Origin of the sequence: Paraburkholderia sp. UCT2 (assembly GCF_014397665.1) — a bacterium.
Lineage (GTDB): Bacteria > Pseudomonadota > Gammaproteobacteria > Burkholderiales > Burkholderiaceae > Paraburkholderia > Paraburkholderia tuberum.
Window position 1 is genome coordinate 67,999 of the sequence record NZ_VZQO01000025.1, and the last position, 24,544, is coordinate 92,542.

A 24,544-nucleotide genomic window follows, 5' to 3' on the forward strand; every position below is an offset into this window, starting at 1 on the left:
GCGTCAGGGGTGCTATGCTCCTGACGGCACTTAGAACCAACCGATTGAGGATTGTCTTGAACCTCGCAGCCTATTTCCCCGTTTTGCTGTTCCTTATTGTGGGCACCGGTTTAGGCGTAGCACTGGTCAGTATTGGCAAGCTCCTCGGTCCCAACAAGCCCGACACCGAGAAAAACGCACCGTACGAGTGCGGCTTCGAAGCATTCGAAGATGCGCGCATGAAATTCGACGTGCGCTACTACCTCGTCGCCATTCTCTTCATCATTTTCGACCTTGAGACCGCATTCCTGTTCCCGTGGGGCGTGGCGTTGCGTGACATCGGCTGGGCTGGGTTCACGGCAATGATGATTTTCCTGCTCGAGTTCCTGCTTGGCTTTGCCTACATCTGGAAGAAGGGCGGCCTCGACTGGGAATGATGGATTAATCGCCGGTTTGCGTGGGTGGCCAGGCTTGCCGCCCCGTCTGGAGTGGAAAGCAAATGAGTATCGAAGGGGTCTTGAAGGAAGGGTTTGTCACCACTACGGCGGACAAACTGATCAACTGGACGCGCACCGGCTCGCTGTGGCCGATGACGTTCGGTCTTGCGTGCTGCGCGGTCGAGATGATGCATGCGGGCGCTGCCCGTTATGATCTCGACCGTTTCGGCGTGGTGTTTCGTCCGAGTCCGCGTCAGTCGGACGTGATGATCGTCGCCGGCACGCTGTGCAACAAGATGGCGCCCGCTCTGCGCAAGGTTTACGACCAGATGGCGGAGCCGCGGTGGGTGATCTCGATGGGCTCATGCGCGAACGGCGGTGGCTATTACCACTACTCGTACTCGGTGGTGCGCGGCTGCGACCGGATAGTCCCGGTCGACGTGTACGTGCCGGGTTGTCCGCCCACGGCGGAAGCGCTGGTATACGGCGTGATCCAGCTGCAAGCCAAGATTCGCCGCACTAACACCATCGCCCGTCAATAAGGCCAACGCCTCCCACAATATGGCAAGCAAACTCGAGACCCTGAAAGCGAACCTCGAGGCGGCCTTTGGCGGCCTCCTGTTGAGCGTGACCGAGTCGGTCGGTGAATTGACGATCGTCGTCAAGGCCGGCGACTACCTCAACGTGGCAAAGCGTCTGCGCGACGATCGCTCGCTCGGTTTCGAGCAGTGTGTCGACCTGTGCGGCGTCGATTATCAGACCTATGCCGAAGGCGCTTACGACGGCCCGCGTTTTGCGGCAGTGCTGCATCTGCTGTCGGTACAAAACAACTGGCGTCTGCGGCTGCGCGTGTTCGCGCCGGACGACGACATGCCGATCCTGCCGTCCGTCGTCGATATCTGGAATTCGGTCAACTGGTACGAGCGCGAAGCGTTCGACCTGTACGGCATCGTCTTCGAAGGTCACCCGGACCTGCGCCGCATTCTGACCGACTACGGTTTCATCGGTCATCCGTTCCGCAAGGATTTCCCGGTCTCCGGCTACGTCGAGATGCGTTACGACCCGGAAGAGAAGCGCGTCGTTTATCAGCCGGTGACGATCGAGCCGCGGGAAATCACGCCGCGCGTGATCCGCGAGGATCGCTATGGCGGTCTGAAACACTAAGAGAACGTCATGGCAGAGATCAAGAACTACACGCTCAACTTTGGTCCGCAGCACCCGGCAGCGCACGGTGTGTTGCGTCTCGTGCTCGAACTCGACGGCGAAGTGATCCAACGCGCCGATCCGCACATCGGTCTGCTGCATCGCGCGACTGAAAAGCTCGCCGAAAGCAAGACGTTCATCCAGTCGGTGCCGTACATGGACCGTCTCGACTACGTGTCGATGATGGCCAACGAGCACGGCTACGTGCTCGCCATTGAAAAGCTGCTCGGCATCGACGTGCCGCTGCGCGCGCAATACATTCGTGTGCTGTTCGACGAAGTCACGCGCGTGTTGAATCACCTGATGTGGATTGGCTCGCACGCGCTCGACGTCGGTGCGATGGCGGTGTTCCTGTATGCGTTCCGTGAGCGCGAAGACCTGATGGACGTGTACGAGGCGGTGTCGGGCGCGCGCATGCACGCGGCCTACTATCGCCCGGGCGGCGTCTATCGCGATCTGCCTGACGCAATGCCGCAATACAAGGCGTCGAAGATTCGCAATGCGAAGGCGTTGTCGAAGATGAACGAAAACCGTCAGGGTTCGCTGCTCGACTTCATCGACGACTTCTTTACGCGCTTCCCGAAGTGTGTCGACGAATACGAAACGCTGCTCACCGACAACCGGATCTGGAAGCAGCGTCTGGTTGGTATCGGCGTGGTCAGCCCGGAGCGCGCGCTGCAGCTCGGCATGACCGGCGCGATGCTGCGTGGCTCGGGCATCGAGTGGGATCTGCGCAAGAAGCAGCCGTATGAGGTTTATGACAAGCTCGACTTCGACATTCCGGTCGGCGTGAATGGTGACTGCTATGACCGCTATCTGGTGCGCGTCGAAGAAATGCGCCAGTCCACGCGTATCGCGAAACAGTGCATTGAGTGGCTGCGCAAAAATCCGGGCCCGGTAATGACGGACAATCACAAGGTTGCGCCGCCGTCGCGCATCGGCATGAAGTCGAACATGGAAGATCTGATCCACCACTTCAAGCTGTTCACCGAAGGCTTCCATGTGCCCGAAGGCGAGGCGTATGCCGCAGTCGAACATCCGAAGGGCGAGTTCGGCATCTATCTGATCTCGGACGGCGCCAACAAGCCGTATCGTTTGAAGATCCGCGCCCCGGGCTATGCGCACCTGTCCGCGCTCGACGAAATGGCGCGCGGCCACATGATCGCCGACGCCGTGACGATCATCGGCACGCAGGACATCGTGTTCGGCGAAGTGGATCGCTAGGACGTATTCATCGACGCGCGTCTGCGGTCGTCGCACCGCCACGCGGGTCAAGCAAAGGAACGCCGGGTCTGTCGCAGTATGACGTGAGCGACAGGTTTTCGTTCGGTAGGAATTGAAAGAGTCGTGTCTGAAAATGATCTCAGCTGAAGGCCTGAAAGAAATCGATCGTGCGGTCGCAAAGTACCCCGCGGATCAGAAACAGTCCGCCGTGATGTCGGCGTTGGCCATTGCTCAAACGGAGCATGGCTGGCTGTCGCCCGAACTCATGCAGTTCGTCGCGGATTATCTCTGCATGCCGGCAATCGCCGTGCAGGAGGTAGCGACCTTCTACACGATGTATGAGACCTCGCCGGTCGGCAAGTTCAAGATCACGCTCTGTACGAACCTGCCGTGCCAGCTCGGCCCGGACGGCGGTTCCGAAAGCGCCGCTGAATACCTGAAGCAGAGGCTCGGCATCGACTTCGGCGAAACCACGCCCGATGGCAAATTCACGCTGAAAGAGGGTGAGTGCATGGGTTCGTGCGGCGACGCGCCGGTGATGCTGGTGAACAACCAACGCATGTGCAGCTTCATGAGCCGCGAGAAGATCGACCAGCTGCTCGAGGAACTTTCGAAATGACGGCTTTACACGATCGTCACATCAAACCGCTGATTCTCGCCGGACTGAACGGCGACAACTGGCATCTCGAAGACTATGTGGCTCGCGGCGGTTACGCCCAGCTGCGCCGCATCCTGGAAGAAAAGATCGCGCCCGAGCAGGTGATCGCCGACGTCAAGGCGTCGGGTCTGCGCGGCCGCGGCGGCGCGGGCTTCCCGACCGGTCTGAAGTGGAGCTTCATGCCGCGTCAGTTCCCGGGCCAGAAGTACCTCGTCTGTAATTCGGACGAGGGCGAGCCGGGTACGTTCAAGGACCGCGACATTCTGCGCTTCAATCCGCATTCGCTGATCGAAGGTATGGCGATCGGCGCGTACGCGATGGGCATCACGGTCGGCTACAACTATATTCACGGCGAAATCTGGGAAGTCTATAAGCGCTTCGAAGAAGCGTTGGAAGAAGCTCGCCGCGCCGGGTTCCTCGGCGACAACATCATGGGCTCTGGCTTTTCGTTTGAGCTGCATGCGCATCACGGTTACGGCGCGTACATCTGTGGCGAAGAAACCGCGCTGCTCGAATCGATCGAGGGCAAGAAGGGGCAGCCGCGCTTCAAGCCGCCGTTCCCGGCGAGCTTTGGCGTGTACGGCAAGCCGACCACGATCAACAACACCGAAACGTTCGCGGCGGTGCCGTTCCTGCTCGCCATCGGCCCGCAGAATTACCTTGAAATCGGCAAGCCGAACAACGGCGGCACGAAGATTTTCTCGGTGTCGGGCGACGTCGAGCGTCCGGGCAACTACGAAATTCCGCTCGGCACGCCGTTCGCGACGCTGATGGAACTCGCCGGCGGCATGCGTGGCGGCAAGAAGATCAAGGCTGTGATTCCTGGTGGTTCGTCGGCGCCGGTGATTCCGGGCGAGATGATGATGCAGACCGACATGGATTACGACTCGATCGCGAAGGCCGGCTCGATGCTCGGCTCGGGCGCAGTGATCGTGATGGACGAGACGCGCTGCATGGTGCGCTCGCTGCTGCGCCTGTCGTACTTCTATTACGAAGAGTCGTGCGGTCAATGCACGCCTTGCCGTGAAGGCACGGGCTGGCTGTATCGCGTCGTGCATCGTATCGAGCATGGTCTCGGCCGCCAGGAAGATCTGGATCTGCTGAACTCCGTCGCGGAAAACATCATGGGCCGCACGATCTGCGCGCTCGGCGACGCGGCCGCGATGCCGGTTCGGGGCATGCTCAAGCACTACTGGGACGAATTCGAATATCACGTCGCCCACAAGCATTGCCTCGTCGGCGGCCATGCCGGCACGGCGGCGCCCGAAACAGTGGCTGCCTGACGGTGGCTGCCTGAGTCGGCCCGCCAGGTTCGGCTGACGGATAACTACCAGACGAACACCTCAACCGCAGGATTCATGGCCCGAAGCGGGCGATGAACAGGCGAACGATTGAGCGGTAACAGGTTAAGGAAGATTGACCATCATGGTTGAACTGGAAATAGACGGCAAGAAAGTCGAGGTGCCTGAAGGCAGCATGGTGATCCAGGCTGCGCATAAGGTCGACACCTACATTCCTCACTTCTGCTATCACAAGAAGCTGTCGATTGCGGCCAACTGCCGGATGTGTCTGGTCGATGTCGAGAAGATGCCGAAGGCCGTGCCCGCGTGCGCGACCCCGGTGTCGGCTGGCATGATCGTGCGCACCAGGTCGGACAAGGCGGTGAAAGGCCAGCAAGCCGTGATGGAATTCCTGCTGATCAACCATCCGCTCGACTGCCCGATCTGCGATCAGGGTGGCGAATGCCAGTTGCAGGATCTGGCCGTTGGTTACGGCAAGTCGTCGTCACGCTATAGCGAAGAAAAGCGCGTGGTGTTCCACAAGAACGTGGGTCCGCTGATCTCGATGGAAGAGATGTCGCGCTGCATTCACTGCACGCGTTGCGTTCGCTTCGGCCAGGAAATCGCCGGGGTGATGGAACTCGGCATGCTGGGTCGCGGCGAGCATGCGGAAATCACGTCGTTCGTCGGCAAGACGGTCGACTCCGAGCTGTCGGGCAACATGATCGACCTGTGCCCGGTCGGCGCGCTCACGAGCAAGCCGTTCCGCTACAGCGCCCGTACGTGGGAGCTGTCACGCCGCAAATCGGTGAGCCCGCACGATTCCGTCGGTGCGAACCTCATCGTGCAGGTGAAGAACAATCGCGTGATGCGCGTTCTGCCGTTCGAAAACGAAGCGATCAACGAGTGCTGGATCTCGGACAAGGACCGCTTCTCGTACGAAGGCCTGAACAGCCCCGAGCGTCTGACCAAACCGATGCTCAAGCAAGGCGGCCAGTGGGTCGAAACCGACTGGCAGACCGCGCTCGAATACGTGGTCAAGGGTCTGAAGGGCATCAACAGTGACCACGGCGCGAACGCGCTTGCCGCACTGTCGAGCGCGCACAGCACCGTCGAAGAACTGTTCCTGTTGAAGCAGATCGCGCAAGCGGTCGGCACGCCGAACGTCGACTTCCGTCTGCGTCAGTCGGATTTCTCGGCGCCCGTTACTGGCGCGCCGTGGCTCGGCGGCACGATCGCCGATCTGTCGAACGTCGATGCGGCGCTCGTGATCGGCTCGGATCTGCGCCGTGACCATCCGCTGTTCGCCGCGCGTTTGCGCCAGGTCGCACGAGGCGGTTCGGCACTTACGCTGCTCCAGGCCACCAACGACGACGCGATGATCCCTCAGGCGCAACGCGTGGTCGCGGCTCCGTCGGCATGGCTCGAGGTGTTGGCAGGCATCGCCGGCGCGGTGGGCGAAGCGAAGGGCGTCGCGCTGCCGGAAGCATTCGCGGGCACGCAGCCGACGGACGCGCACAAGCAGATAGCGAAATCGCTGACTACCGGCGAGCGCCGCGTCGTGCTGCTCGGTAACGAAGCGGTCCGTCATCCGGACTTCGCGGCGATCCACGCCGCGGCGCAATGGATTGCCGAGGCAACCGGTGCAACGCTCGGTTTCCTGACCGAAGCGGCCAACACGGTCGGCGCGCACCTCGTGAACGCGCTGCCGGGCGAAGGCGGTCTGAACGCGCGCGAAGTGTTCGAGCAGCCGCGCAAAGGCTATCTGCTGTTGAATCTCGAGCCGGAATTCGACACGGCCAATCCGGCGCGGGCGCTTGCGGCGCTGAAGCAGGCCGAAATGGTCGTCGTGATGTCGCCGTTCCAGACCGGCGCCGACTATGCCGACGTGCTGCTGCCGATCGCGCCATTCACCGAATCGGGCGGTACGTTCGTCAATGCCGAAGGCACGGTGCAGGCGTTCAACGGCGTCGTGCGTCCGCTCGGCGACACGCGTCCGGCCTGGAAGGTGTTGCGCGTGCTGGGCAGCCTGCTCGGCGCGCCGGGTTTCGAATACGACACGGTCGAAGAAGTGCGTGCGGCCGCGCTCGGCGACGGCGAGCTGAAGTCGCGTCTATCGAACCGCACTAGTGTCGCGGTGACGCGCGGCCAGGCCGCGAAGGCGGCGGAAGGCAAGTTCGAGCGTCTCGCGAACGTGCCGATCTATCATGCCGATGCGCTCGTGCGTCGCGCGGAGTCGCTGCATCTGACCGCGGCGGCCCGTACGGCGAATTCGGTCGGCCTGCCCGCTGCGCTGTTCGACAAACTGGGTTTGAAAGAGGGCGACGCGGTGCGCGTTCGTCAGGGCGAGCAAGCGGTGCAGTTGCCGGCCGTGCGCGATGCGAATCTTGCGGAGACGGTCGTCCGCGTATCGGCGGCTACGCCTGCCGGTGCAGCGCTGGGCAGCCTGTTCGGTGAACTGGTGGTGGAGAAGGCGTAAATGAGCTTGTTCGATACGATCAACTCGGGCGGCGCCCAACTTCTCGGTGTGGCATGGCCCACGGTGTGGGCGCTCGTGCGCATCCTGGTGGTGGCCGTCGCGATCCTGCTGTGCGTCGCTTACCTGATTCTGTGGGAGCGCAAGCTGATCGGCTGGATGCATGTGCGTCTCGGTCCGAACCGCGTCGGTCCCGCCGGGCTCTTGCAGCCGATCGCCGACGTGCTGAAACTGCTGCTGAAGGAAGTGATCCAGCCCGCTCAGGCAAGCCGCTGGATCTACGTGATCGCGCCGATCATGGTGGTGGTGCCGGCCTTCGCGGTCTGGGCGGTGATTCCTTTCCAGGCGGGCGCGGTGCTCGGTGACATCAACGCGGGTCTGCTATACGCGATGGCGATCTCGTCGATCGGCGTGTATGGCGTGATTCTGGCCGGCTGGGCGTCGAACTCGAAGTACGCGTTCCTCGGCGCGATGCGCGCCGCCGCGCAGATGGTCTCGTACGAAATCTCGATGGGCTTTGCGCTGGTGGTCGTGCTGATGACGGCTGGCACGCTGAACCTGTCGGGCATCGTCGGCTCGCAGGAGCAGGGCTTCTTCGCCTCGCACGGCCTGAACTTCCTGTCCTGGAACTGGCTGCCGCTGCTGCCGATGTTCGTCGTGTACTTCATCTCCGGCATCGCCGAAACGAACCGCCACCCGTTCGACGTGGTGGAGGGCGAATCGGAAATCGTCGCGGGCCACATGATCGATTACTCGGGTATGGCGTTCGCGCTGTTCTTCCTCGCCGAGTACATCAACATGATCGTGATCTCGGCATTGGCTGCAACACTGTTCCTCGGCGGCTGGAGCGCCCCGTTCGGGTTCCTGTCGTTTATCCCGGGCATCGTCTGGCTCGTCGCCAAGGTTTTCTTGCTGTTGTCGGTGTTCATCTGGGCGCGTGCCACGTTCCCGCGCTATCGCTATGACCAGATCATGCGTCTCGGCTGGAAGGTTTTCATTCCGGTCTGCGTGGTGTGGCTCGTGGTGGTCGGCTTCTGGATCATGTCGCCGTTGAACATCTGGAAATAAAGGGCGGACGAACCTATGACCGCAATCCAAAACTTCTTCAAGACTTTCTTCCTCACGGAACTGCTGAAAGGCCTCGCGCTGACCGGACGCTACGCGTTCCAGCGCAAGATCACCGTGCAGTTCCCTGAAGAGAAGACCCCGATCTCGCCGCGTTTCCGCGGTCTGCATGCGCTGCGCCGCTATGAAAACGGCGAAGAGCGCTGCATCGCGTGCAAGCTGTGCGAAGCAGTGTGCCCGGCGCTCGCGATCACAATCGAATCGGAAACGCGCGCGGACAACACGCGCCGCACGACGCGCTACGACATCGACCTGACCAAGTGCATCTTCTGCGGTTTCTGCGAAGAAAGCTGCCCGGTCGATTCGATCGTCGAGACGCACATTCTCGAGTATCACGGCGAGAAGCGCGGCGACCTTTACTTCACGAAGGAAATGCTGCTGGCCGTTGGCGACCGCTACGAAGCAGAAATCGCCGCCAACAAGGCAGCCGACGCACCGTATCGTTGAAGCGTTTTCCCGCTTGCAGCAAATGCGGCAGTAAAAGCAGTAACACGGCCTGCTGTCGGGCCGACCGCCGCGGCCTGAACGCCGCGGCACGGCGCACCTGTGTGGCGGTTCTGGCGGTTTCGTCCGCTTTTGCCAGCCACGGGTGCCAAAGAACAATGCCTGACGATGGCCTAACGATGAACCGGTAATCATGGAATTCACGACCGTACTGTTCTACATCTTCGCGCTGCTCCTGGTGGTTTCAGGGCTGAAGGTGATCACCTCGCGCAACCCGGTGTCGTCCGCACTGTTTCTCGTGCTGGCGTTCTTCAACGCAGCGGCGATCTGGATGCTGCTGGAAGCCGAGTTCCTCGCGATCCTGCTGGTGCTGGTCTACGTCGGCGCGGTGATGGTGCTGTTCCTGTTCGTCGTGATGATGCTGGACGTCAATCTCGACGTGCTGCGCAAGGACTTCAAACGCTTCGTGCCGATGGCCTCGGCGGTGGGCGCGATCATCGTGATCGAAACCGCGCTGATCCTGTGGCACGGCTACGGCGCGACCACCACGGCGCTGCGTGACACGGCCGCGGCTGCCGCTGGCATGGGCGACTGGTCGAACACGCGCCTGATCGGCAAGGTCATCTATACCGACTACATCTTCGCGTTCGAAATTGCCGGCCTGATCCTGCTGGTTGCCATCATCGCGGCGATCGCGCTGACCACGAGCCACAAGAAGGACAGCAAGCGTCAGAACGTCAGCGCACAGGTCAAGGTGCGCGTGCAGGACCGCGTGCGCGTTGTGAAGATGCCGTCAGAGAAAACCGCGGCGACCCTCGCTGCGGAACAGGCGGCTGCCGCGGCAGCTGCAGCAGCAGCCGACTCGGCGCCGGCCAAGAACAGCTGAGCGGACAGGAGATAGAAATCATGTTGACCCTTGCCCATTACCTTGTCCTCGGCGCGATCCTGTTTGCGATCAGCATCGTCGGCATTTTCCTGAACCGCCGCAACGTCATCATCATCCTGATGGCGATCGAACTGATGCTGCTCGCGGTGAACACCAATTTCGTCGCGTTCTCGCACTACCTGGGCGACGTGCATGGCCAGATTTTCGTCTTCTTCGTGCTGACGGTTGCGGCAGCCGAAGCGGCGATCGGTCTCGCAATTCTGGTGACCCTGTTCCGTAGTCTCGACACGATCAATGTCGAGGATCTCGATCAGCTCAAAGGTTAATTTCAGGAAAAGCGGTTATGTCCACGATACTCAATGAAAACCTGCTGTTGGCAATTCCGCTGGCACCGCTCGCTGGTTCCCTGATTGCGGGGCTGTTCGGCAAGGCGATAGGGCGGGCGGGTGCGCATTCGGTCACGATCCTCGGCGTCGCGATTTCGTTCATCCTGTCGGTCATGGTCTTTTTCCAGGTGATGGACGGCGCGAGCTTCAACGCTACCATTTATCAATGGATGTCAATCGGCAAGACCCAGCTTGAAGTCGGTTTCCTGGTCGACTCGCTGACCGCGATGATGATCTGCGTGGTGAACTTCGTGTCGCTGATGGTGCATATCTACACGATCGGCTACATGGCCGACGACGACGGCTACCAGCGCTTCTTCTCGTACATCTCGCTGTTCACGTTCTCGATGCTGATGCTCGTGATGAGCAACAACTTCCTGCAGCTGTTCTTCGGCTGGGAAGCGGTGGGTCTCATGTCGTACCTGCTGATCGGCTTCTACTTCAAGCGTGAGAGCGCGATCTACGCGAACATGAAGGCGTTCATCGTGAACCGCGTCGGCGACTTCGGTTTCCTGCTCGGCATCGGTTTGCTGTTCGCGTTCGCCGGCTCTATGAACTACGGCGAAGTCTTCGCGAAGCGTACCGAACTCGCGGCGCTGAACTTCCCGGGTACCGACTGGGGCCTGCTGACGGTGGCTTGCATCTGCCTGTTCATCGGCGCGATGGGTAAGTCGGCTCAGTTCCCGCTGCACGTGTGGCTGCCGGACTCGATGGAAGGCCCGACGCCGATCTCCGCGCTGATTCACGCGGCGACCATGGTGACGGCCGGTATCTTCATGGTCACGCGCATGTCGCCGCTCTTCGAACTGTCGGATACGGCGCTGTCGTTCGTCATGGTCATCGGTGCGATTACCGCGCTGTTCATGGGTTTCCTCGGGATCGTCCAGAACGACATCAAGCGTGTGGTCGCTTATTCCACGCTGTCGCAGCTCGGTTACATGACGGTCGCGCTCGGCGCGTCGGCATATTCGGTCGCCGTGTTTCACCTGATGACGCACGCGTTCTTCAAGGCGCTGCTGTTCCTCGGCGCGGGTTCGGTGATCATCGGCATGCATCACGATCAGGACATGCGCAACATGGGCGGCCTGCGCAAGTACATGCCGATTACGTGGATCACGTCGCTGATCGGTTCGCTCGCGCTGATCGGCACGCCGTTCTTCTCGGGCTTCTACTCGAAAGACTCGATCATCGACGCGGTGAAGCTGTCGCATCTGCCGGGCTCGGGTTTCGCGTACTTCGCGGTGGTCGCAAGCGTGTTCGTGACCGCGTTGTATTCGTTCCGTATGTATTTCATGGTGTTCCACGGTGAGGAGCGCTTCCGTAATCCGAAGCACCCGGAATCACCGATGGGCGCGGAGGCCGAGTCGCATGGGCATGACGACCATGGTCATGGTCACGACGACCACGCTCACGAGCCGCACGAAACGCCGTGGGTCGTGTGGGTGCCGCTCGTGCTGCTGGCGATTCCGTCGATCGTGATCGGCGCGATCGGCGTCGGTCCGATGTTGTTCGGCGACTTCTTCCAGCACGGCGTCGCGTTCGACAAGGTGATCTACATCAGCGAGAGCCATCCGGCGCTGCACGAGATGGCCGAAGAATTCCATGGCTGGGCATCGATGGGTCTGCACTCGGTGTCGGGCCTGCCTGTGTGGCTCGCGCTCGCAGGCGTGGTGGTCGCATGGTTCCTGTATCTGGTCCGTCCGGATCTGCCCGCTGTCATCAAGCGCGCATTCGGCCCGATCTACACGTTGCTCGATAACAAGTACTACATGGACAAGATCAACGAAGTCGTGTTTGCGCGAGGCGCGGTGGCCATTGGCCGGGGTCTGTGGAAGGAAGGCGACGTGGTCGTGATCGACGGCATCGTCAACGGCAGCGCACGCTTTATCGGCTGGTTCGCGAGCGTGATCCGCTTCCTCCAATCCGGCTACATCTACCACTACGCGTTCGCCATGATCATTGGCATGCTGGGGCTCCTGACCCTGTTCGTAACGCTCGGCGGCAAATAAAGGCGAGGGACACCCATGCACGCTTATCCGATTCTGAGCATCGCGATCTGGTTGCCGATCTTCTTCGGTCTGCTGGTCCTCGCGATCGGCAACGACGAGAACCCCGCCCCCGCGCGCTGGATTTCACTAATCGGCTCGGTTCTGAGCTTCCTCGTCACGCTGCCACTGATCACCAGCTTCGATTCGAGCACCGCCGAGCTGCAGTTCGTCGAGCAGGCGAACTGGATCGAGCGCTTCCACATCACGTATCACCTCGGCGTGGACGGCATTTCGATGTGGTTCGTTGCGTTGACCGCGTTGATCACGGTGATCGTCGTGATCGCGGCGTGGGAAGTGATCACGAAGAACGTCGGCCAGTACCTCGCGGCCTTCCTGATCCTGTCGGGCATCATGGTCGGCGTGTTCAGCGCGGCCGACGGCCTGTTGTTCTACGTGTTCTTCGAAGCGACGCTGATCCCGATGTACATCATCATCGGCGTGTGGGGCGGGGCGAACCGCGTGTACGCGGCATTCAAGTTCTTCCTGTACACGCTGGCGGGCTCGCTGCTGATGCTGGTTGCGCTGATCTATCTGTACAACCAGACCGGCTCGTTCGACATCGCCACGTGGCAGCACGCGCAGATAGCGATGACGCCGCAGGTGCTACTGTTTATCGCGTTCTTCCTGGCCTTCGCGGTGAAGGTGCCGATGTGGCCGGTGCACACGTGGTTGCCGGACGCGCACGTGGAAGCGCCGACCGGCGGCTCGGTCGTGCTGGCCGCGATCATGCTGAAGCTCGGTGCGTACGGTTTCCTGCGCTTCTCGCTGCCGATCACGCCTGATGCGAGCCATCTCCTCGCACCGGTCGTCATCACGCTGTCGCTGATCGCGGTGATCTACATCGGTCTCGTCGCGATGGTGCAGGCCGACATGAAGAAACTGGTCGCGTATTCGTCGATCGCGCACATGGGTTTTGTCACGCTCGGCTTCTTTATCTTCAATCAGCTCGGCGCGGAAGGCGCGATCGTGCAGATGATCTCGCACGGTTTCGTGTCGGGCGCGATGTTCCTGTGCATCGGCGTACTGTACGACCGCATGCACTCGCGTCAGATCGCCGATTACGGCGGCGTCGTCAACGTGATGCCGAAGTTCGCGGCGTTCGTGATGCTGTTCGCGATGGCGAATTGCGGCTTGCCGGGCACTTCCGGTTTCGTCGGCGAATTCATGGTGATTCTGGCTTCCGTCCAGTACAACTTCTGGATCGCGAGTGGCGCGGCAGTCACGCTGATTCTCGGCGCGGCCTACACGCTGTGGATGTACAAGCGCGTGTACTTCGGCGCGGTCGCGAACGACCACGTGAAGAACCTGCTCGACATCGACCGTCGCGAATTTTTCATGCTGGCTGTGCTCGCCGCACTGACGCTGTTCATGGGCCTGTACCCGAAGCCCTTTACCGATGTGATGCACGTATCCGTGGAAAACCTCCTCTCCCACGTTGCCCAATCGAAGCTGCCGTTGCCTCAGTAACGACGAGCGGAGGAATTTAAGACCATGCAAAACGCCCCTATGACTGCTCTGTTGCCCGACGCACTGGTGATGCTCGCCATTGTCATCGCGTGGCTCAACGACACGTTCGTCGGCCAGGAGGGTCGCCGTACCACGTATTTCATCGCGTTCTACTCGACGCTCGTCGCCGGGATCTGGTTCGCGATCAATGCGTTCGACCCGCAAGTGCATTACTTCTTCGATCACATGTACGTGGTCGATCCGTTCGCCAATGTGATGAAGGCAGTGGTGTCGCTCGGCTATGCGGTGACGATCGTTTATTCGCGTCGCTACCTCGAAGACCGTAGCCTGTTCCGCGGCGACTTCTTCCTGCTCGGCATGTTCTCGCTGCTCGGCCAGATCGTGATGATCTCGGGCAATAACTTCCTGACGCTGTATCTCGGTCTGGAACTGATGTCGCTGTCGCTGTACGCGGTGATCGCGCTGCGTCGCGAAGTGGCGTCGTCGAACGAAGCGGCGATGAAGTACTACGTGCTCGGCGCGCTGGCTTCCGGCTTCCTGCTGTACGGTGTTTCGATGCTGTATGGCGCGACCGGCTCGCTCGACCTGAACGAAGTGTTCAAGGCGATCAGCACGAGCCACTACGATCCGACCGTGCTGCTGTTCGGCGTCATCTTCATCGTGGCGGGCGTGGCGTTCAAGATGGGTGCGGTGCCGTTCCATATGTGGGTGCCTGACGTGTACCAGGGCGCACCGACGGCGATGACGCTCATCGTCGGCGGCGGCCCGAAGGTCGCGGCGTTCGCGTGGGGTCTGCGTTTCCTCGTGATGGGCCTGCTGCCGCTGGCGGTCGAATGGCAGCAGATGCTGGTGATTCTGGCGGCGCTGTCGCTGATCGTCGGCAACATCACCGGGATCGTGCAGCGCAACGTCAAGCGGATGCTCGCGTATTCGGCGATCTCGAACATGGGCTTCGTGCTGCTCGGCCTGCTCGCCGGCGTGGTCGACCAGAAGACCACGGGCGCCGCGAACGCGTACGGCTCGGCGATGTTCTACAGCATCGTCTACCTGATCACGACGCTCGGCACCTTCGGCGTCATCATGCTGCTCGCGCGCCGCGACTTCGAAGCGGACACGCTGGAGGACTTCAAGGGCCTCAATCAGCGCAGCGCGGTATTCGCGTTCGTGATGATGATCATGATGTTCTCGCTCGCGGGTATTCCGCCGGCAGTCGGCTTCTATGCGAAGCTCGCCGTGCTGCAAGCGACGATGAACGCCGGCCTGACCTGGCTCACCGTGCTCGCCGTGATCACGTCGCTGTTCGGCGCGTTCTACTACCTGCGTATCGTCAAGCTGATGTACTTCGACGAGCCGCAAGACAAGTCGCCGATCGTGGCGGACACGAGCACGCGCGCGTTGCTCGCGTTGAACGGCGTCGCCGTGCTGGTGCTCGGTATCGTGCCGGATCCGCTGTTGCGCGCCTGCTTGCAGGCGATCCAGCACACGCTGCTGCTCTGATGTCCGCTGCGGGCTGGTTTATCGTGCTGTTGGCGCTGGTCGGCGCCAACCTGCCGTTCCTGAATCAGCGCCTCTTCGCCGCGGTGCCGTTGAAAGCGGCGAAGAAAAGCGCCTGGCTCCGGATTGCCGAATTGATCGTGCTGTATTTCGTGGTCGGCGCGCTGGGCTTTTTGCTCGAAGCGCGCGCGGGAAATCGCTTCGAGCAGGGCTGGCAGTTCTACGCGATCACGTTCGCGCTGTTCGTCGTGTTCGCTTTCCCCGGCTTTACCTTCCAATATCTCGTCAAACGCCGCTGACGGCGTCCCGCCGTCGCGCGCGCCTGGCTGTTCTGAGGTCCGCACATGGCTGAGCTTCCCAATCACGACGCCGCGCTAACCGAGACTTGTATCGACAGCAAGACGGTCCATCAAGGACCGTTCATGACTGTCAAGTACGATACGGTCCGACTGCCCGACGGCAAACAGGCAACGCGCGAATACGTTCAGCATCCGGGCGCCGTCATGGTGATCCCCTTGTTCGACGACGCTCGCGTGCTGCTCGAAAGTCAGTATCGCTATCCGATGGGCAAGGTGATGGTCGAATATCCGGCCGGCAAGCTCGACCCGAACGAGGGCGCGCTGGCCTGCGCGGTCCGGGAACTGCGCGAGGAAACCGGCTATACCGCGCGCGAGTACGTGTACCTGACTCGGATTCACCCGATCATTTCTTACTCGACCGAATTCATTGATATCTATCTCGCGCGGGGCTTGACCGCGGGTGAGCGCAACCTCGATGAAGGCGAGTTTCTCGAACTTTTCACCGCGACCGTGGAGCAGGTATCCGAGTGGGTGCGCACGGGCAAGATCACCGATGTGAAGACGATCATCGGTACCTTCTGGCTCGAGAAAGTGCTGTCGGGTACGTGGCCGACCGAGGCGCCCGAAACGGTATAAGTTCGCGTCTGCCCGATAGCTGATCCGCGTTGCAGGTGAACGGAGCCCCTGTTGGTCGATGACCGGCAGGGGCTTTTCATTGGCTTCCCGGTTTCTTTCTGGCTCGAAAAATAAGCCGTCTCCTATGCCATCTGGCCGGCTCGTCGTGGCGCCGGCGGCCGGCTAATATGAACCTCTCGATCACCGAATTCGTCGTCGATTTTGTTTTGGATGGCTGACGTTAAAGATCGCAGTGGTCTCATTTCTGCTCCAGCACAGGTTGTCAATTGACAACCTGTGCTGGAGCGACTAAATTGGAGGTCTCGATGGTTCGAGCAAGGCACATGAAGAAAGAGATCGAGGCCGCATTGGCATACGCGGAGCAGCACGGCTGGCGCGTTCAGGACGGCGGAAGAGGTCATGCGTGGGGAAAAATCCATTGCCCGTTCAGAGACGCCGAATGTCGTTGCGGGGAGTTCTGTATATCGAGCGTCTGGAGTACGCCGAAGAATGCCGGCAATCACGCCAGGCACTTGCGGCGCATCGTCGGCAACTGCACGGCACGGCGCTAGTGGGTTCGTAGGTATCACGCAGGTATCAAGCAGGAATCGCAACAACCTGGGCTCAACGAAGACAGGAGTAACGTATGGAATATGTGTTCACGTTGAAATACCGCCTCGCCGCGGAAGAATGCGATGCAGACGCAATCGTCGAGCGGTTGGGCGAAGCGGGGTGCGACGACGCCACGATTGGCGTCGGGCAACCCGGCCGCCTCGGGCTGCTTTTCAGCCGTGAAGGCGCGAGCGCGCTCGCGGCTGTCACCAGCGCGCTCAAGGACGTGAAAGGTGCGGTGCCGTCCGCGCAGCTGATCGAGGCGGGACCTGACTTCGTAGGGCTGACCGACGTGGCCGAGGTGGCCGGCGTGTCGCGGCAAAACATGCGCAAGCTGATGCTGAACAACGCAATCGACTTCCCGTCACCGGTCCACGAAGGCAGTGCATCGGTGTGGCATCTGGCGGACGTGCTCGAATGGCTGACCGCGCGCGGCGGGTACGAGATCGAGATCGGTGTGGCGGATGTCGCAAAACTCGCGAAGCAGATCAATCTGACGAAGGAGGCCCGTCAGATTGAACCGCGTGTGAGCTGTCAACTGAGCAATCTCGTGGCGTAGCAGTGCGCCGCAAGCGGGCCGTAGAGCGGAGCAGATGTGGCACCGCTTACTAGCCGGGCCGCCTTCGGCAGCATATGCCGTAAAGCGTTAAAATCGCCCACCCGCGTCATATTCCCTTGCGGCTACCGGCGGTTGCGCGTCGGCTCTAAAGCTTTGCGAACGATCGTTCACAAATTTCCATTTTGCGCTAAACTGGCACGCAAGCCCTGATTCCACATGAAGGTCCTCGATTTACAGTGTCCGCATGGCCATCGGTTCGAAGGCTGGTTCGCTTCGACCGATGACTTCGAGTCGCAGCAGTCCCGCAAGCTCGTCGAATGTCCGATCTGCGGTGCGAACGAGGTGAGCCGTTTGCCTTCGGCACCGCGTCTGAATCTGTCGGGCGCGACCGACTCGAAGGCGCCGGCGGGCGTGGAGCAAATGCAGGCGCACATGATGCGCGCGCTGCGCGAGGTACTGGAGAAGACGGAGAACGTGGGCGACCGCTTCGCCGAGGAAGCACGGCGCATTCACTACAACGAAGCGCCTGTGCGCAGTATTCGCGGTGTCACGACACCGGAGGATGCGCGTGCCTTGGTCGAGGAAGGCATCGAAGTGATGCCGCTGCCGGTCCCAGCTGCGCTGAAGGAACCACTGCAATAGCGCGGTGGCTCCAGGCGGCCGGGTGGCGGCGGCCAGGAGACACTACGCATGAATCTGGACTATTCCCCCGCTGAAGACGCATTCCGCGCCGACATCCGCGCCTGGCTCGAAGCGAATCTGCCTCGCGAGCTGAGCGACAAGGTTCTCAATCACAAACGGCTTTCCCGCGAAGACTTCGCAAGCTGGCACAGGCTGCTCGGCACGCGAGGCTGGTCGGCAGTCTCGTGGCCGCGCGAATACGGCGGCCCCGGCTGGGACGCGACGCAACGACATATCTGGGAAGAAGAGTGCGCGCGTATCGGCGCACCTTCCGTGCTGCCCTTCGGTGTGTCGATGGTTGCGCCGGTGCTGATGAAGTACGGTAACGAGGCGCAGAAGCGCCACTATCTGCCGCGTATTCTCGACGGCACGGACTGGTGGTGTCAGGGATACTCGGAACCGGGATCGGGTTCCGACCTTGCGTCGCTGCGCACCCGCGCGGAGCGCGTCGGTGATCATTACGTGATCAACGGCCAGAAGACCTGGACCACGCTCGGCCAGCACGCCGACATGATGTTCTGCCTCGTGCGCACCGACAGCGGCGCCAAAAAGCAGGAGGGCATCTCGTTCCTGCTGATCGATATGAAAACCCCGGGCATCACGGTGCGGCCCATCATCACGCTCGACGAAGATCACGAAGTCAACGAGGTGTTCTTCGAGGACGTCAAAGTGCCGGTCGACAATCTCGTCGGCGAAGAAAATCGCGGCTGGACGTATGCGAAATATCTGCTCGGCCACGAGCGTACCGGCATTGCGCGAGTCGGAGCGTCGAAGCGTGAGCTGGCGTTTCTGAAGCGTGTCGCGCTGAATCAGAAAAAGAACGGCAAGCCGCTGCTGCACGATCCGGTGTTCGCGGCGAAGGTAGCGAGTCTCGAAATCGAGTTGATGGCGCTGGAAGTCACCGTGCAACGGGTGGTAGCCAACGAGGCGGGCGGTCGCGGCCCGGGCCCGGAAGCGTCGATGCTGAAGATCAAGGGCACGGAAGTGCAACAGGGGCTCACCGAGCTGATGTTCGAAGCAATCGGCCCGCTGGCCGCGCCGTTCGACGTGCCGTTCCTCGAAGGCGAACGCGAGCACAGTCTTGCCGGCGACGACGATGCCGCGCCGCTTGCCGCGTACTACTTCAACTTCCGCAAGACGTCGATTTACGGCGGCTCGAACGAAATTCAAAAGAACATCATCGCGCAGATGATTCTCGGACTTTGAGGAGCGGCGCATGGACTTCACTTTCAACGACGAACAACAGCAATTTGCCGATGCGCTGCGCCGCTATCTCGACAGGAGCTACGGCTTCGAAGCGCGCCAGCAGATCGTGCGCTCGGAGGCGGGCGTATCGGCTGTGCACTGGGCCGCGTTCACCGAACTGGGGCTGACCGCGTTGCCGGTGCCCGAAACGCAGGGCGGCTTCAACGGTGGTCCGATCGACATGCTCGTGGTCATGCAGGAGCTCGGCCGCGCGCTCGTCGTCGAGCCGTTTTGGGCGGCCGCGGTCGGCATCGAAGCGCTGCGCCTTGCCGGCACCGGCGACGGCGAAGATGCCGCGCTGCTCGAACGGGCGGCCCAGGGCGAAGCCAGGCTGGCCGTGGCGTTTCACGAGCCGCATGCGCGCTACGATCTGTTCGACGTCGCGACGACCGCGAGCGGGCAGGGTGCGCAGCACACGCTGAGCGGCACCAAATCGGTCGTGCTGCACGGCGCGCAGGCGGACCACTGGATCGTGCCGGCGCGCCTCGATGGCGAGATCGCACTCTTTGTCGTCGCGCGTGACGCGGCCGGCGTCACGCTCACCGAGTACCGCACGATCGACGGTCAACGCGCCGCGACGCTCGAATTCAATGGCACGCCCGCGCGCCGGCTCGCCGGCGAACACGCGGGGGCGGCAACCCTCGAGCAGATCGCCGACTACGGCACGCTGCTGCTGTGCGCGGAAGCGCTCGGCGCGCTCGACGCGCTCAATCACGCCACCGTCGAGTACACCAAAACGCGCCAGCAGTTCGGCCAGCCGATCGCGCGTTTCCAGGCATTGCAGCATCGCATGGTTGAGATGCTGATCCACGCGGAGCAGGCGCGCTCGATCACGTATCTGGCTGCGATGCGCTACGCGAGTGAAGACGCGAACGAGCGCCGTCGAGCGATCTCCGCGGCAAAAGTTCGGGTCGGCCAGGCCGCGCGTTTCGTTGGTCAACAGGCGGTGCAGTTGCACGGCGGCATGGGTGTCACGAACGAAGTGGCGGCCGCGCATCTGTTCAAGCGCCTCGCGATCATCGAGACCACGCTTGGCGACGTCGATCATCATCTCGCGCGGTTTGCCACGCTGCCCGGATTTGCGGTCGCCGAAGACTGATCGGGCCGTTCCACCGGACAAAGGAGGTGCACGATGAAAATCAGTTTCGAAGACATGGAAGTGGGCTCGAGCCGCGAAATCGGCAAGCACATGTTCACGCGCGAGGAGATTGTCGAGTTCGCGCAGAAGTTCGATCCGCAGCCGTTTCATCTCGACGAAGCCGCCGCGGCCGAATCGCCGTTCCGCGGCCTCGTCGCGAGTGGTTGGCACACCTGCTCGGTAATGATGGGCATGCTCGTGCGCAAGGTACTGGCGGATTCGACATCGATGGGTTCGCCCGGGATCGACGAGATCCGCTGGCTCAAGCCGGTACGAGTCGGCGACACGATCACGATGATGAACGTCATCGTCGACAAGCGCGTGTCGCAGAGCAAGCCGGATCGCGGCATCGTGTCGACACGCTGGGAGGGCATCAATCAGCACGGCGAAACGGTGATCACCGTGCGCTCGAACGGCATGTTCGGCCTGCGCAATCCGGGAGCGGCGGCATGACGGCGAGCGCGGCGACGCTAGTCGCTTTCGACAATGCGGGTGCTTTGCGCGCGCTCATTGGCGCCGAGCCGCTCGTCAGCGAATGGCTGAGCGTCGATCAGGAGAGGGTCGACCGTTTCGCCGAGGCAACCGGCGATCATCAGTGGATTCACATCGATCCCGAGCGGGCCAAACGCGAATCGCCGTTTGGCGGCCCGGTCGCGCATGGGTTTTTGACGCTGTCGCTGATTCCGGCTCTGCTCGGCAAAACGGTGAAGATCGAGCAGCGCATGGGTGTCAACTATGGCTTGAACCGCGTGCGTTTCGTGTCGCCGGTACTCGTGGGGTCGTCGCTGCGCGGGAAGTTCGCCGTCGAGTCGGTGACCGACGTCGACAACAGCGGCGTGCAACTCGCGTGGAACGTGACGCTGGAGTGTCAGGGCAGCGAACGACCGGTGTGCGTCGCGGAGTTCATCACGCGGCATTACTTCTAGCGTTTTCCCTTCGCAGACGAAATGAAAAAGCGCGAGCCGGCAGGCATGCCGCTCGCGCTTTCTGTTTGTGTCGAGCCGCGTCAGCGAGACGGCCGAAACTAGTGTTTCGCGTACTGCGTCGCGCCAAACAGCACCTCTTTCGCCTTGTCGTCCATCAGCGGCGCGCGCGCCGACGCCAGCACGTCGACGCCGCGCACCACCGCCGGCCGCGCAGCGATCTCTTCATGCCAGCGCTTCACGTTCGGCAAGGTATCGAGCTCGATGCCCTGGTTTTTCCACGAACGGGTCCACGGAAACGCGGCGATGTCCGCGATCGTATAGTCGTTGCCCGCGAGGTACCGCGTCTTGCCGAGTTGCGAGTCCATCACGCCGTACAGACGTCGCGCCTCATTGGTGTAGCGATTGACCGCGTATTCGATCTGCTCGGGTGCATACACGCGGAAGTGATGCGTTTGCCCCAGCATCGGACCGAGGCCGCCCATCTGGAACATCAGCCATTGCAGTGCCGCGTAGCGCTCGGCCGGATCGTTCGGTAGAAACTTGCCGGTTTTCTCGGCCAGATAAATCAGGATCGCGCCCGATTCGAATAGCGCGAAGGGCCGGCCGTCGGCGCCTTTCGGACCTTCGGAATCGACGATCGCGGGAATCTTGTTGTTGGGACTGATGGCGAGAAATTCCGGCTTGAACTGGTCGCCGGCACCGATGTTCACGGCATGCACGTTGTAGGGTAGGCCCGTTTCCTCGAGCATGATATGAATCTTGTGGCCGTTCGGGGTTGCCCAGCTATAGACGTCGATCATCCTGGCTCCTTTGTTCGTCGAAGCGGCGCCGCAAAGAGGGCGCCGCCGTTGCCGAAAATTAGAGCATAGATCGCGCGACGCTGCTTGCCGCGGGCTCAGGCCCCACGCTCACACCGAGCCGAAGCACTCAAACGCGTGTGACCGGCATCTCAACGCGAGCCGCCGCGCCCGCATCCGTATGGCGCGCAAGTTCGAGCTTGGCGATCGCGTTGCGATGCACTTCGTCGGGGCCGTCGGCGAAACGCAGCGTGCGCGCCGACGCATAGGCATATGCGAGCGGAAAATCGTCGCTGACGCCGCCGCCGCCATGAGCCTGAATCGCCCAGTCGATCACCTGACACGCCATGTTCGGCGCGACCACCTTGATCATCGCGATCTCGCCGCGCGCGCCCTTGTTGCCGACGGTATCCATCATGTACGCGGTCTTCAGCGTGAGCAGACGCGCCTGCTCGATCATGCAGCGCGCCTCGGCAAGACGCTCCTGCGTGACCCCTTGCGACGCCACCGGCTTGCCGAACGCGACACGCTGCAGCGAGCGCTTCGCCATCAATTCGAGCGCGCGTTCGGCGAGACCGATCAGGCGCATGCAGTGGTGGATGCGTCCCGGGCCGAGACGGCCTTGCGCGATCTCGAAGCCACGGCCTTCGCCGAGCAGCATGTTGGTAGCGGGCACGCGCACGTTGTCGAGTGTGATCTCCATGTGGCCGTGCGGTGCGTCGTCGTAACCGAACACCGTGAGCGGGCGATGCACGGTGATGCCGGTGGCGTCGGCGGGCACGAGGATCATCGACTGCTGCTGATGGCGCGGCGCGTCGGGATCGGTCTTGCCCATCACGATATAGACCTTGCAGCGCGGATCGCCCGCGCCCGACGACCACCACTTGTGACCGTTGATCACGTAATGGTCGCCATCGCGCACGATGCTGGTCTGGATGTTCGTCGCATCCGACGACGCGACCTCTGGCTCCGTCATCAGAAACGCCGAACGGATCTGCCCTTGCAGCAGCGGTTCGAGCCACTCGCGCTTGTTCTCTTCGCTGCCGTAGCGCTCGATCGTCTCCATGTTGCCGGTGTCCGGCGCGTTGCAGTTGAACACTTCCGGCGCCCACGGCACACGGCCCATGATCTCGCACAGCGGCGCGTATTCGAGATTCGTCAGGCCCGCGCCGCGCTCCGATTGCGGCAGGAACAGATTCCACAGACCGGCGTCGCGCGCCTTCTGCTTGAGTTGCTCGACCAGTTCGGTCGGCACCCATGCGTTGCCGTTCTGGCGGTTGCGCGCGATCTCCGCATAGAACGCCTGTTCGTTCGGGTAGATGTGCTCGTCGAAAAAGGCGAGCAGTTTTCCGCGCAACGCCTGGACCTTCGGGGTGTAATCGAAATTCATCTTGGACCTCGCGGGTAACGGACTGCGAATGATGGGGAGCAGGGCGCGCCCTTGTGTCTAGAGAACCTTCTGCGCATAGTGCCAGGCGAGTTCGGCCATCGGCTTCGCGCGCCGGCCGGCGTCGAGCGCCTGCGCGTTCGATGCGGTACCGTCGACGACGCGCTTCATGATCCCTTGCAGGATCGCTGCGATGCGGAACATGTTGTAGGCCAGATAGAAATTCCAGTCGCCACGAATCTCGAAACCGGTGCGTTGGCAATAGCGCTCGACGTACCGCGCTTCATCGGGAATGCCGAGCGCGGCCCAATCGAGTCCCGCGATGCCGCGGAACTGCGTGGGGTCGACATGCCACGCCATGCAGTGGTAAGCAAAGTCGGCGAGCGGATCGCCGAGCGTCGACAGTTCCCAGTCGAGCACCGCGAGCACGCGCGGCTCGTTGCGATCGAAAATCAGATTGTCGAGCCGGTAGTCGCCATGCACGACCGACACGCGCTCGTTCGTTTCGGCCGGCATATGCTGCGGCAGCCATTCGATCAGCCGGTGCATCGCGTCGATCGGCTCCGTCTCGGACGCCAGATACTGCTTGCTCCAGCGGCCGATCTGGCGCGCGAAGTAATTGCCTGGCTTACCGTAGTCGGCGAGGCCGGCGGTGGCGGCGTCGACACTGTGCAACGCCGCGATCACGCGATTCATTTCGTCGTAGATCGCCGAGCGCTCGGTGGGCGTCATGCCGGGCAGCGATTGATCCCACAGCACGCGACCTTCCACGAACTCCATCACGTAGAACGCGCGACCGATCACGCTTTCGTCCTCGCACAGCGCGAGCATGCGTGCGACCGGCACGTCGGTGTCGGCGAGCGCGTGCATCACGCGATATTCGCGTTCGATCGCATGCGCGGACGGCAGCAGCTTCGCCGCGGGTCCGGGCTTCGCGCGCATCACGTACGCGCGCGACGGCGTGATCAGCTTGAACGTGGGATTGGATTGTCCGCCCGCGAATTGCTCGAGCGTGAGCGGCCCCTCGAATCCGTCGACATGTCCGGCCAGCCACGCGGCGAGCGCGTCGTTGTCGAAGCGTTGCCGCTCGTTGACCGGGCGGGTGCCCTCGAAAGCCGAGTAGTCCTGTCTGCGTGCGGGTTCGCCGGTCTGCGTGGCTTGCGCCATGTGTCTCCTCC

At 61.9% G+C, this 24,544-nt stretch carries 26 protein-coding genes; 23 read left to right on the forward strand and 3 right to left on the reverse strand.

Annotated elements, in window-relative coordinates; all coding sequences use genetic code 11:
• Positions 1-56 precede the first annotated feature (56 nt).
• The 23 genes from F6X39_RS21175 to F6X39_RS21285 all read left to right on the forward strand — a co-directional run bounded on the left by F6X39_RS21175 (position 57) and on the right by F6X39_RS21285 (position 21,182).
• Complete coding sequence (locus tag F6X39_RS21175; RefSeq protein WP_018420012.1) at positions 57-416, forward strand: NADH-quinone oxidoreductase subunit A; 360 nt, start codon at positions 57-59, stop codon at positions 414-416.
• Positions 417-478: 62 nt separating this feature from the next.
• Entirely contained in the window at positions 479-958 is a 480-nt protein-coding gene (locus tag F6X39_RS21180) for a NuoB/complex I 20 kDa subunit family protein (protein WP_006052903.1), read from the forward strand.
• Between the two features lie 19 nt (positions 959-977).
• Positions 978-1,580: an NADH-quinone oxidoreductase subunit C gene (locus F6X39_RS21185; RefSeq protein WP_090803764.1), complete on the forward strand. Its 603-nt coding sequence runs from the start codon at positions 978-980 to the stop codon at positions 1,578-1,580.
• A gap of 9 nt (positions 1,581-1,589) precedes the next feature.
• Positions 1,590-2,843 carry an NADH-quinone oxidoreductase subunit D gene (locus F6X39_RS21190; protein ID WP_187617976.1) on the forward strand — a complete coding sequence of 418 codons (1,254 nt, stop codon included), beginning with the start codon at positions 1,590-1,592 and terminating at the stop codon, positions 2,841-2,843.
• A 133-nt stretch (positions 2,844-2,976) separates the two neighbouring features.
• Positions 2,977-3,462: an NADH-quinone oxidoreductase subunit NuoE gene (nuoE, locus tag F6X39_RS21195; protein ID WP_187617977.1), complete on the forward strand. Its 486-nt coding sequence runs from the start codon at positions 2,977-2,979 to the stop codon at positions 3,460-3,462.
• Positions 3,459-4,784 carry an NADH-quinone oxidoreductase subunit NuoF gene (gene nuoF / locus F6X39_RS21200; RefSeq protein ID WP_187617978.1) on the forward strand — a complete coding sequence of 442 codons (1,326 nt, stop codon included), beginning with the start codon at positions 3,459-3,461 and terminating at the stop codon, positions 4,782-4,784. Before nuoE ends, nuoF begins: the two co-directional genes overlap by 4 nt.
• A 142-nt stretch (positions 4,785-4,926) precedes the next feature.
• Positions 4,927-7,260, forward strand: coding sequence for an NADH-quinone oxidoreductase subunit NuoG (gene nuoG / locus F6X39_RS21205; protein ID WP_187617979.1), 2,334 nt, complete (start codon positions 4,927-4,929; stop codon positions 7,258-7,260).
• A complete protein-coding gene (nuoH, locus tag F6X39_RS21210) occupies positions 7,261-8,325 on the forward strand; it encodes an NADH-quinone oxidoreductase subunit NuoH (RefSeq protein WP_187617980.1) in 1,065 nt (354 codons plus the stop codon).
• Positions 8,326-8,340: 15 nt separating this feature from the next.
• Positions 8,341-8,829: an NADH-quinone oxidoreductase subunit NuoI gene (nuoI, locus tag F6X39_RS21215; RefSeq protein ID WP_090803773.1), complete on the forward strand. Its 489-nt coding sequence runs from the start codon at positions 8,341-8,343 to the stop codon at positions 8,827-8,829.
• A gap of 190 nt (positions 8,830-9,019) precedes the next feature.
• Entirely contained in the window at positions 9,020-9,712 is a 693-nt protein-coding gene (locus F6X39_RS21220) for an NADH-quinone oxidoreductase subunit J (RefSeq protein ID WP_187617981.1), read from the forward strand.
• A 20-nt stretch (positions 9,713-9,732) separates the two neighbouring features.
• Positions 9,733-10,038 carry an NADH-quinone oxidoreductase subunit NuoK gene (nuoK, locus tag F6X39_RS21225; protein ID WP_006052894.1) on the forward strand — a complete coding sequence of 102 codons (306 nt, stop codon included), beginning with the start codon at positions 9,733-9,735 and terminating at the stop codon, positions 10,036-10,038.
• A 17-nt stretch (positions 10,039-10,055) separates the two neighbouring features.
• Positions 10,056-12,107, forward strand: coding sequence for an NADH-quinone oxidoreductase subunit L (gene nuoL, locus F6X39_RS21230; protein WP_187617982.1), 2,052 nt, complete (start codon positions 10,056-10,058; stop codon positions 12,105-12,107).
• Positions 12,108-12,122: 15 nt separating this feature from the next.
• Positions 12,123-13,613, forward strand: coding sequence for an NADH-quinone oxidoreductase subunit M (locus F6X39_RS21235; protein ID WP_187617983.1), 1,491 nt, complete (start codon positions 12,123-12,125; stop codon positions 13,611-13,613).
• A gap of 24 nt (positions 13,614-13,637) precedes the next feature.
• The gene (nuoN, locus tag F6X39_RS21240) at positions 13,638-15,110 is read left to right on the forward strand and encodes an NADH-quinone oxidoreductase subunit NuoN (protein WP_187617984.1); all 1,473 of its coding nucleotides are present in this window, start codon (positions 13,638-13,640) and stop codon (positions 15,108-15,110) included.
• Entirely contained in the window at positions 15,110-15,406 is a 297-nt protein-coding gene (locus F6X39_RS21245) for a DUF2818 family protein (protein ID WP_018420024.1), read from the forward strand. The genes nuoN and F6X39_RS21245 overlap by 1 nt, the downstream gene beginning before the upstream one ends.
• 45 nt (positions 15,407-15,451) lie before the next feature.
• Positions 15,452-16,042 (forward strand): NUDIX domain-containing protein, encoded by a 591-nt coding sequence (locus F6X39_RS21250; protein ID WP_090803782.1) that lies wholly within the window; start codon positions 15,452-15,454, stop codon positions 16,040-16,042.
• A 305-nt stretch (positions 16,043-16,347) separates the two neighbouring features.
• Entirely contained in the window at positions 16,348-16,593 is a 246-nt protein-coding gene (locus F6X39_RS21255; RefSeq protein ID WP_187618002.1) for a hypothetical protein, read from the forward strand.
• A gap of 74 nt (positions 16,594-16,667) precedes the next feature.
• Positions 16,668-17,192 (forward strand): helix-turn-helix transcriptional regulator, encoded by a 525-nt coding sequence (locus F6X39_RS21260; RefSeq protein WP_187617985.1) that lies wholly within the window; start codon positions 16,668-16,670, stop codon positions 17,190-17,192.
• A gap of 216 nt (positions 17,193-17,408) precedes the next feature.
• The gene (locus F6X39_RS21265) at positions 17,409-17,834 is read left to right on the forward strand and encodes a DUF1178 family protein (RefSeq protein WP_184045929.1); all 426 of its coding nucleotides are present in this window, start codon (positions 17,409-17,411) and stop codon (positions 17,832-17,834) included.
• A 48-nt stretch (positions 17,835-17,882) separates the two neighbouring features.
• Positions 17,883-19,079, forward strand: a complete 1,197-nt coding sequence (locus tag F6X39_RS21270; protein ID WP_187617986.1) for an acyl-CoA dehydrogenase family protein — start codon at positions 17,883-17,885, stop codon at positions 19,077-19,079.
• A 10-nt stretch (positions 19,080-19,089) separates the two neighbouring features.
• Entirely contained in the window at positions 19,090-20,217 is a 1,128-nt protein-coding gene (locus F6X39_RS21275; RefSeq protein WP_187617987.1) for an acyl-CoA dehydrogenase family protein, read from the forward strand.
• A 33-nt stretch (positions 20,218-20,250) separates the two neighbouring features.
• Positions 20,251-20,709, forward strand: a complete 459-nt coding sequence (locus F6X39_RS21280; RefSeq protein ID WP_090803790.1) for a MaoC family dehydratase — start codon at positions 20,251-20,253, stop codon at positions 20,707-20,709.
• The gene (locus F6X39_RS21285) at positions 20,706-21,182 is read left to right on the forward strand and encodes a MaoC family dehydratase (RefSeq protein ID WP_184028664.1); all 477 of its coding nucleotides are present in this window, start codon (positions 20,706-20,708) and stop codon (positions 21,180-21,182) included. Before F6X39_RS21280 ends, F6X39_RS21285 begins: the two co-directional genes overlap by 4 nt.
• A gap of 98 nt (positions 21,183-21,280) precedes the next feature.
• On the opposite strand, the gene F6X39_RS21290 is transcribed toward F6X39_RS21285, so the two are convergent.
• From F6X39_RS21290 to F6X39_RS21300, 3 genes are all read right to left on the reverse strand, one after another.
• Entirely contained in the window at positions 21,281-21,982 is a 702-nt protein-coding gene (locus tag F6X39_RS21290; RefSeq protein WP_187617988.1) for a glutathione binding-like protein, read from the reverse strand.
• A 127-nt stretch (positions 21,983-22,109) separates the two neighbouring features.
• Positions 22,110-23,369, reverse strand: a complete 1,260-nt coding sequence (locus tag F6X39_RS21295; RefSeq protein WP_187617989.1) for an acyl-CoA dehydrogenase family protein — start codon at positions 23,367-23,369, stop codon at positions 22,110-22,112.
• Positions 23,370-23,426: 57 nt separating this feature from the next.
• A complete protein-coding gene (locus F6X39_RS21300; RefSeq protein WP_187617990.1) occupies positions 23,427-24,533 on the reverse strand; it encodes a phosphotransferase in 1,107 nt (368 codons plus the stop codon).
• Positions 24,534-24,544 lie beyond the last annotated feature (11 nt).

Excerpts from the sequence above, each read along its gene's own strand:
- nuoL (WP_187617982.1), top strand. The coding sequence starts at position 10,056 with ATGTCCACGATACTCAATGAAAACCTGCTGTTGGCAATTCCGCTGGCA.
- F6X39_RS21245 (WP_018420024.1), top strand. The coding sequence starts at position 15,110 with ATGTCCGCTGCGGGCTGGTTTATCGTGCTGTTGGCGCTGGTCGGCGCC.
- F6X39_RS21255 (WP_187618002.1), top strand. The coding sequence starts at position 16,348 with ATGGTTCGAGCAAGGCACATGAAGAAAGAGATCGAGGCCGCATTGGCA.
- F6X39_RS21285 (WP_184028664.1), top strand. The coding sequence starts at position 20,706 with ATGACGGCGAGCGCGGCGACGCTAGTCGCTTTCGACAATGCGGGTGCT.
- nuoI (WP_090803773.1), top strand. The coding sequence starts at position 8,341 with ATGACCGCAATCCAAAACTTCTTCAAGACTTTCTTCCTCACGGAACTG.
- nuoE (WP_187617977.1), top strand. The coding sequence starts at position 2,977 with ATGATCTCAGCTGAAGGCCTGAAAGAAATCGATCGTGCGGTCGCAAAG.
- F6X39_RS21185 (WP_090803764.1), top strand. The coding sequence starts at position 978 with ATGGCAAGCAAACTCGAGACCCTGAAAGCGAACCTCGAGGCGGCCTTT.
- F6X39_RS21260 (WP_187617985.1), top strand. The coding sequence starts at position 16,668 with ATGGAATATGTGTTCACGTTGAAATACCGCCTCGCCGCGGAAGAATGC.
- F6X39_RS21280 (WP_090803790.1), top strand. The coding sequence starts at position 20,251 with ATGAAAATCAGTTTCGAAGACATGGAAGTGGGCTCGAGCCGCGAAATC.
- nuoN (WP_187617984.1), top strand. The coding sequence starts at position 13,638 with ATGCAAAACGCCCCTATGACTGCTCTGTTGCCCGACGCACTGGTGATG.
- F6X39_RS21180 (WP_006052903.1), top strand. The coding sequence starts at position 479 with ATGAGTATCGAAGGGGTCTTGAAGGAAGGGTTTGTCACCACTACGGCG.
- F6X39_RS21275 (WP_187617987.1), top strand. The coding sequence starts at position 19,090 with ATGGACTTCACTTTCAACGACGAACAACAGCAATTTGCCGATGCGCTG.
- nuoH (WP_187617980.1), top strand. The coding sequence starts at position 7,261 with ATGAGCTTGTTCGATACGATCAACTCGGGCGGCGCCCAACTTCTCGGT.
- F6X39_RS21265 (WP_184045929.1), top strand. The coding sequence starts at position 17,409 with ATGAAGGTCCTCGATTTACAGTGTCCGCATGGCCATCGGTTCGAAGGC.
- nuoK (WP_006052894.1), top strand. The coding sequence starts at position 9,733 with ATGTTGACCCTTGCCCATTACCTTGTCCTCGGCGCGATCCTGTTTGCG.
- nuoF (WP_187617978.1), top strand. The coding sequence starts at position 3,459 with ATGACGGCTTTACACGATCGTCACATCAAACCGCTGATTCTCGCCGGA.
- F6X39_RS21270 (WP_187617986.1), top strand. The coding sequence starts at position 17,883 with ATGAATCTGGACTATTCCCCCGCTGAAGACGCATTCCGCGCCGACATC.
- F6X39_RS21190 (WP_187617976.1), top strand. The coding sequence starts at position 1,590 with ATGGCAGAGATCAAGAACTACACGCTCAACTTTGGTCCGCAGCACCCG.
- nuoG (WP_187617979.1), top strand. The coding sequence starts at position 4,927 with ATGGTTGAACTGGAAATAGACGGCAAGAAAGTCGAGGTGCCTGAAGGC.
- F6X39_RS21235 (WP_187617983.1), top strand. The coding sequence starts at position 12,123 with ATGCACGCTTATCCGATTCTGAGCATCGCGATCTGGTTGCCGATCTTC.
- F6X39_RS21250 (WP_090803782.1), top strand. The coding sequence starts at position 15,452 with ATGGCTGAGCTTCCCAATCACGACGCCGCGCTAACCGAGACTTGTATC.
- F6X39_RS21300 (WP_187617990.1), bottom strand. The coding sequence starts at position 24,533 with ATGGCGCAAGCCACGCAGACCGGCGAACCCGCACGCAGACAGGACTAC.
- F6X39_RS21220 (WP_187617981.1), top strand. The coding sequence starts at position 9,020 with ATGGAATTCACGACCGTACTGTTCTACATCTTCGCGCTGCTCCTGGTG.
- F6X39_RS21295 (WP_187617989.1), bottom strand. The coding sequence starts at position 23,369 with ATGAATTTCGATTACACCCCGAAGGTCCAGGCGTTGCGCGGAAAACTG.
- F6X39_RS21290 (WP_187617988.1), bottom strand. The coding sequence starts at position 21,982 with ATGATCGACGTCTATAGCTGGGCAACCCCGAACGGCCACAAGATTCAT.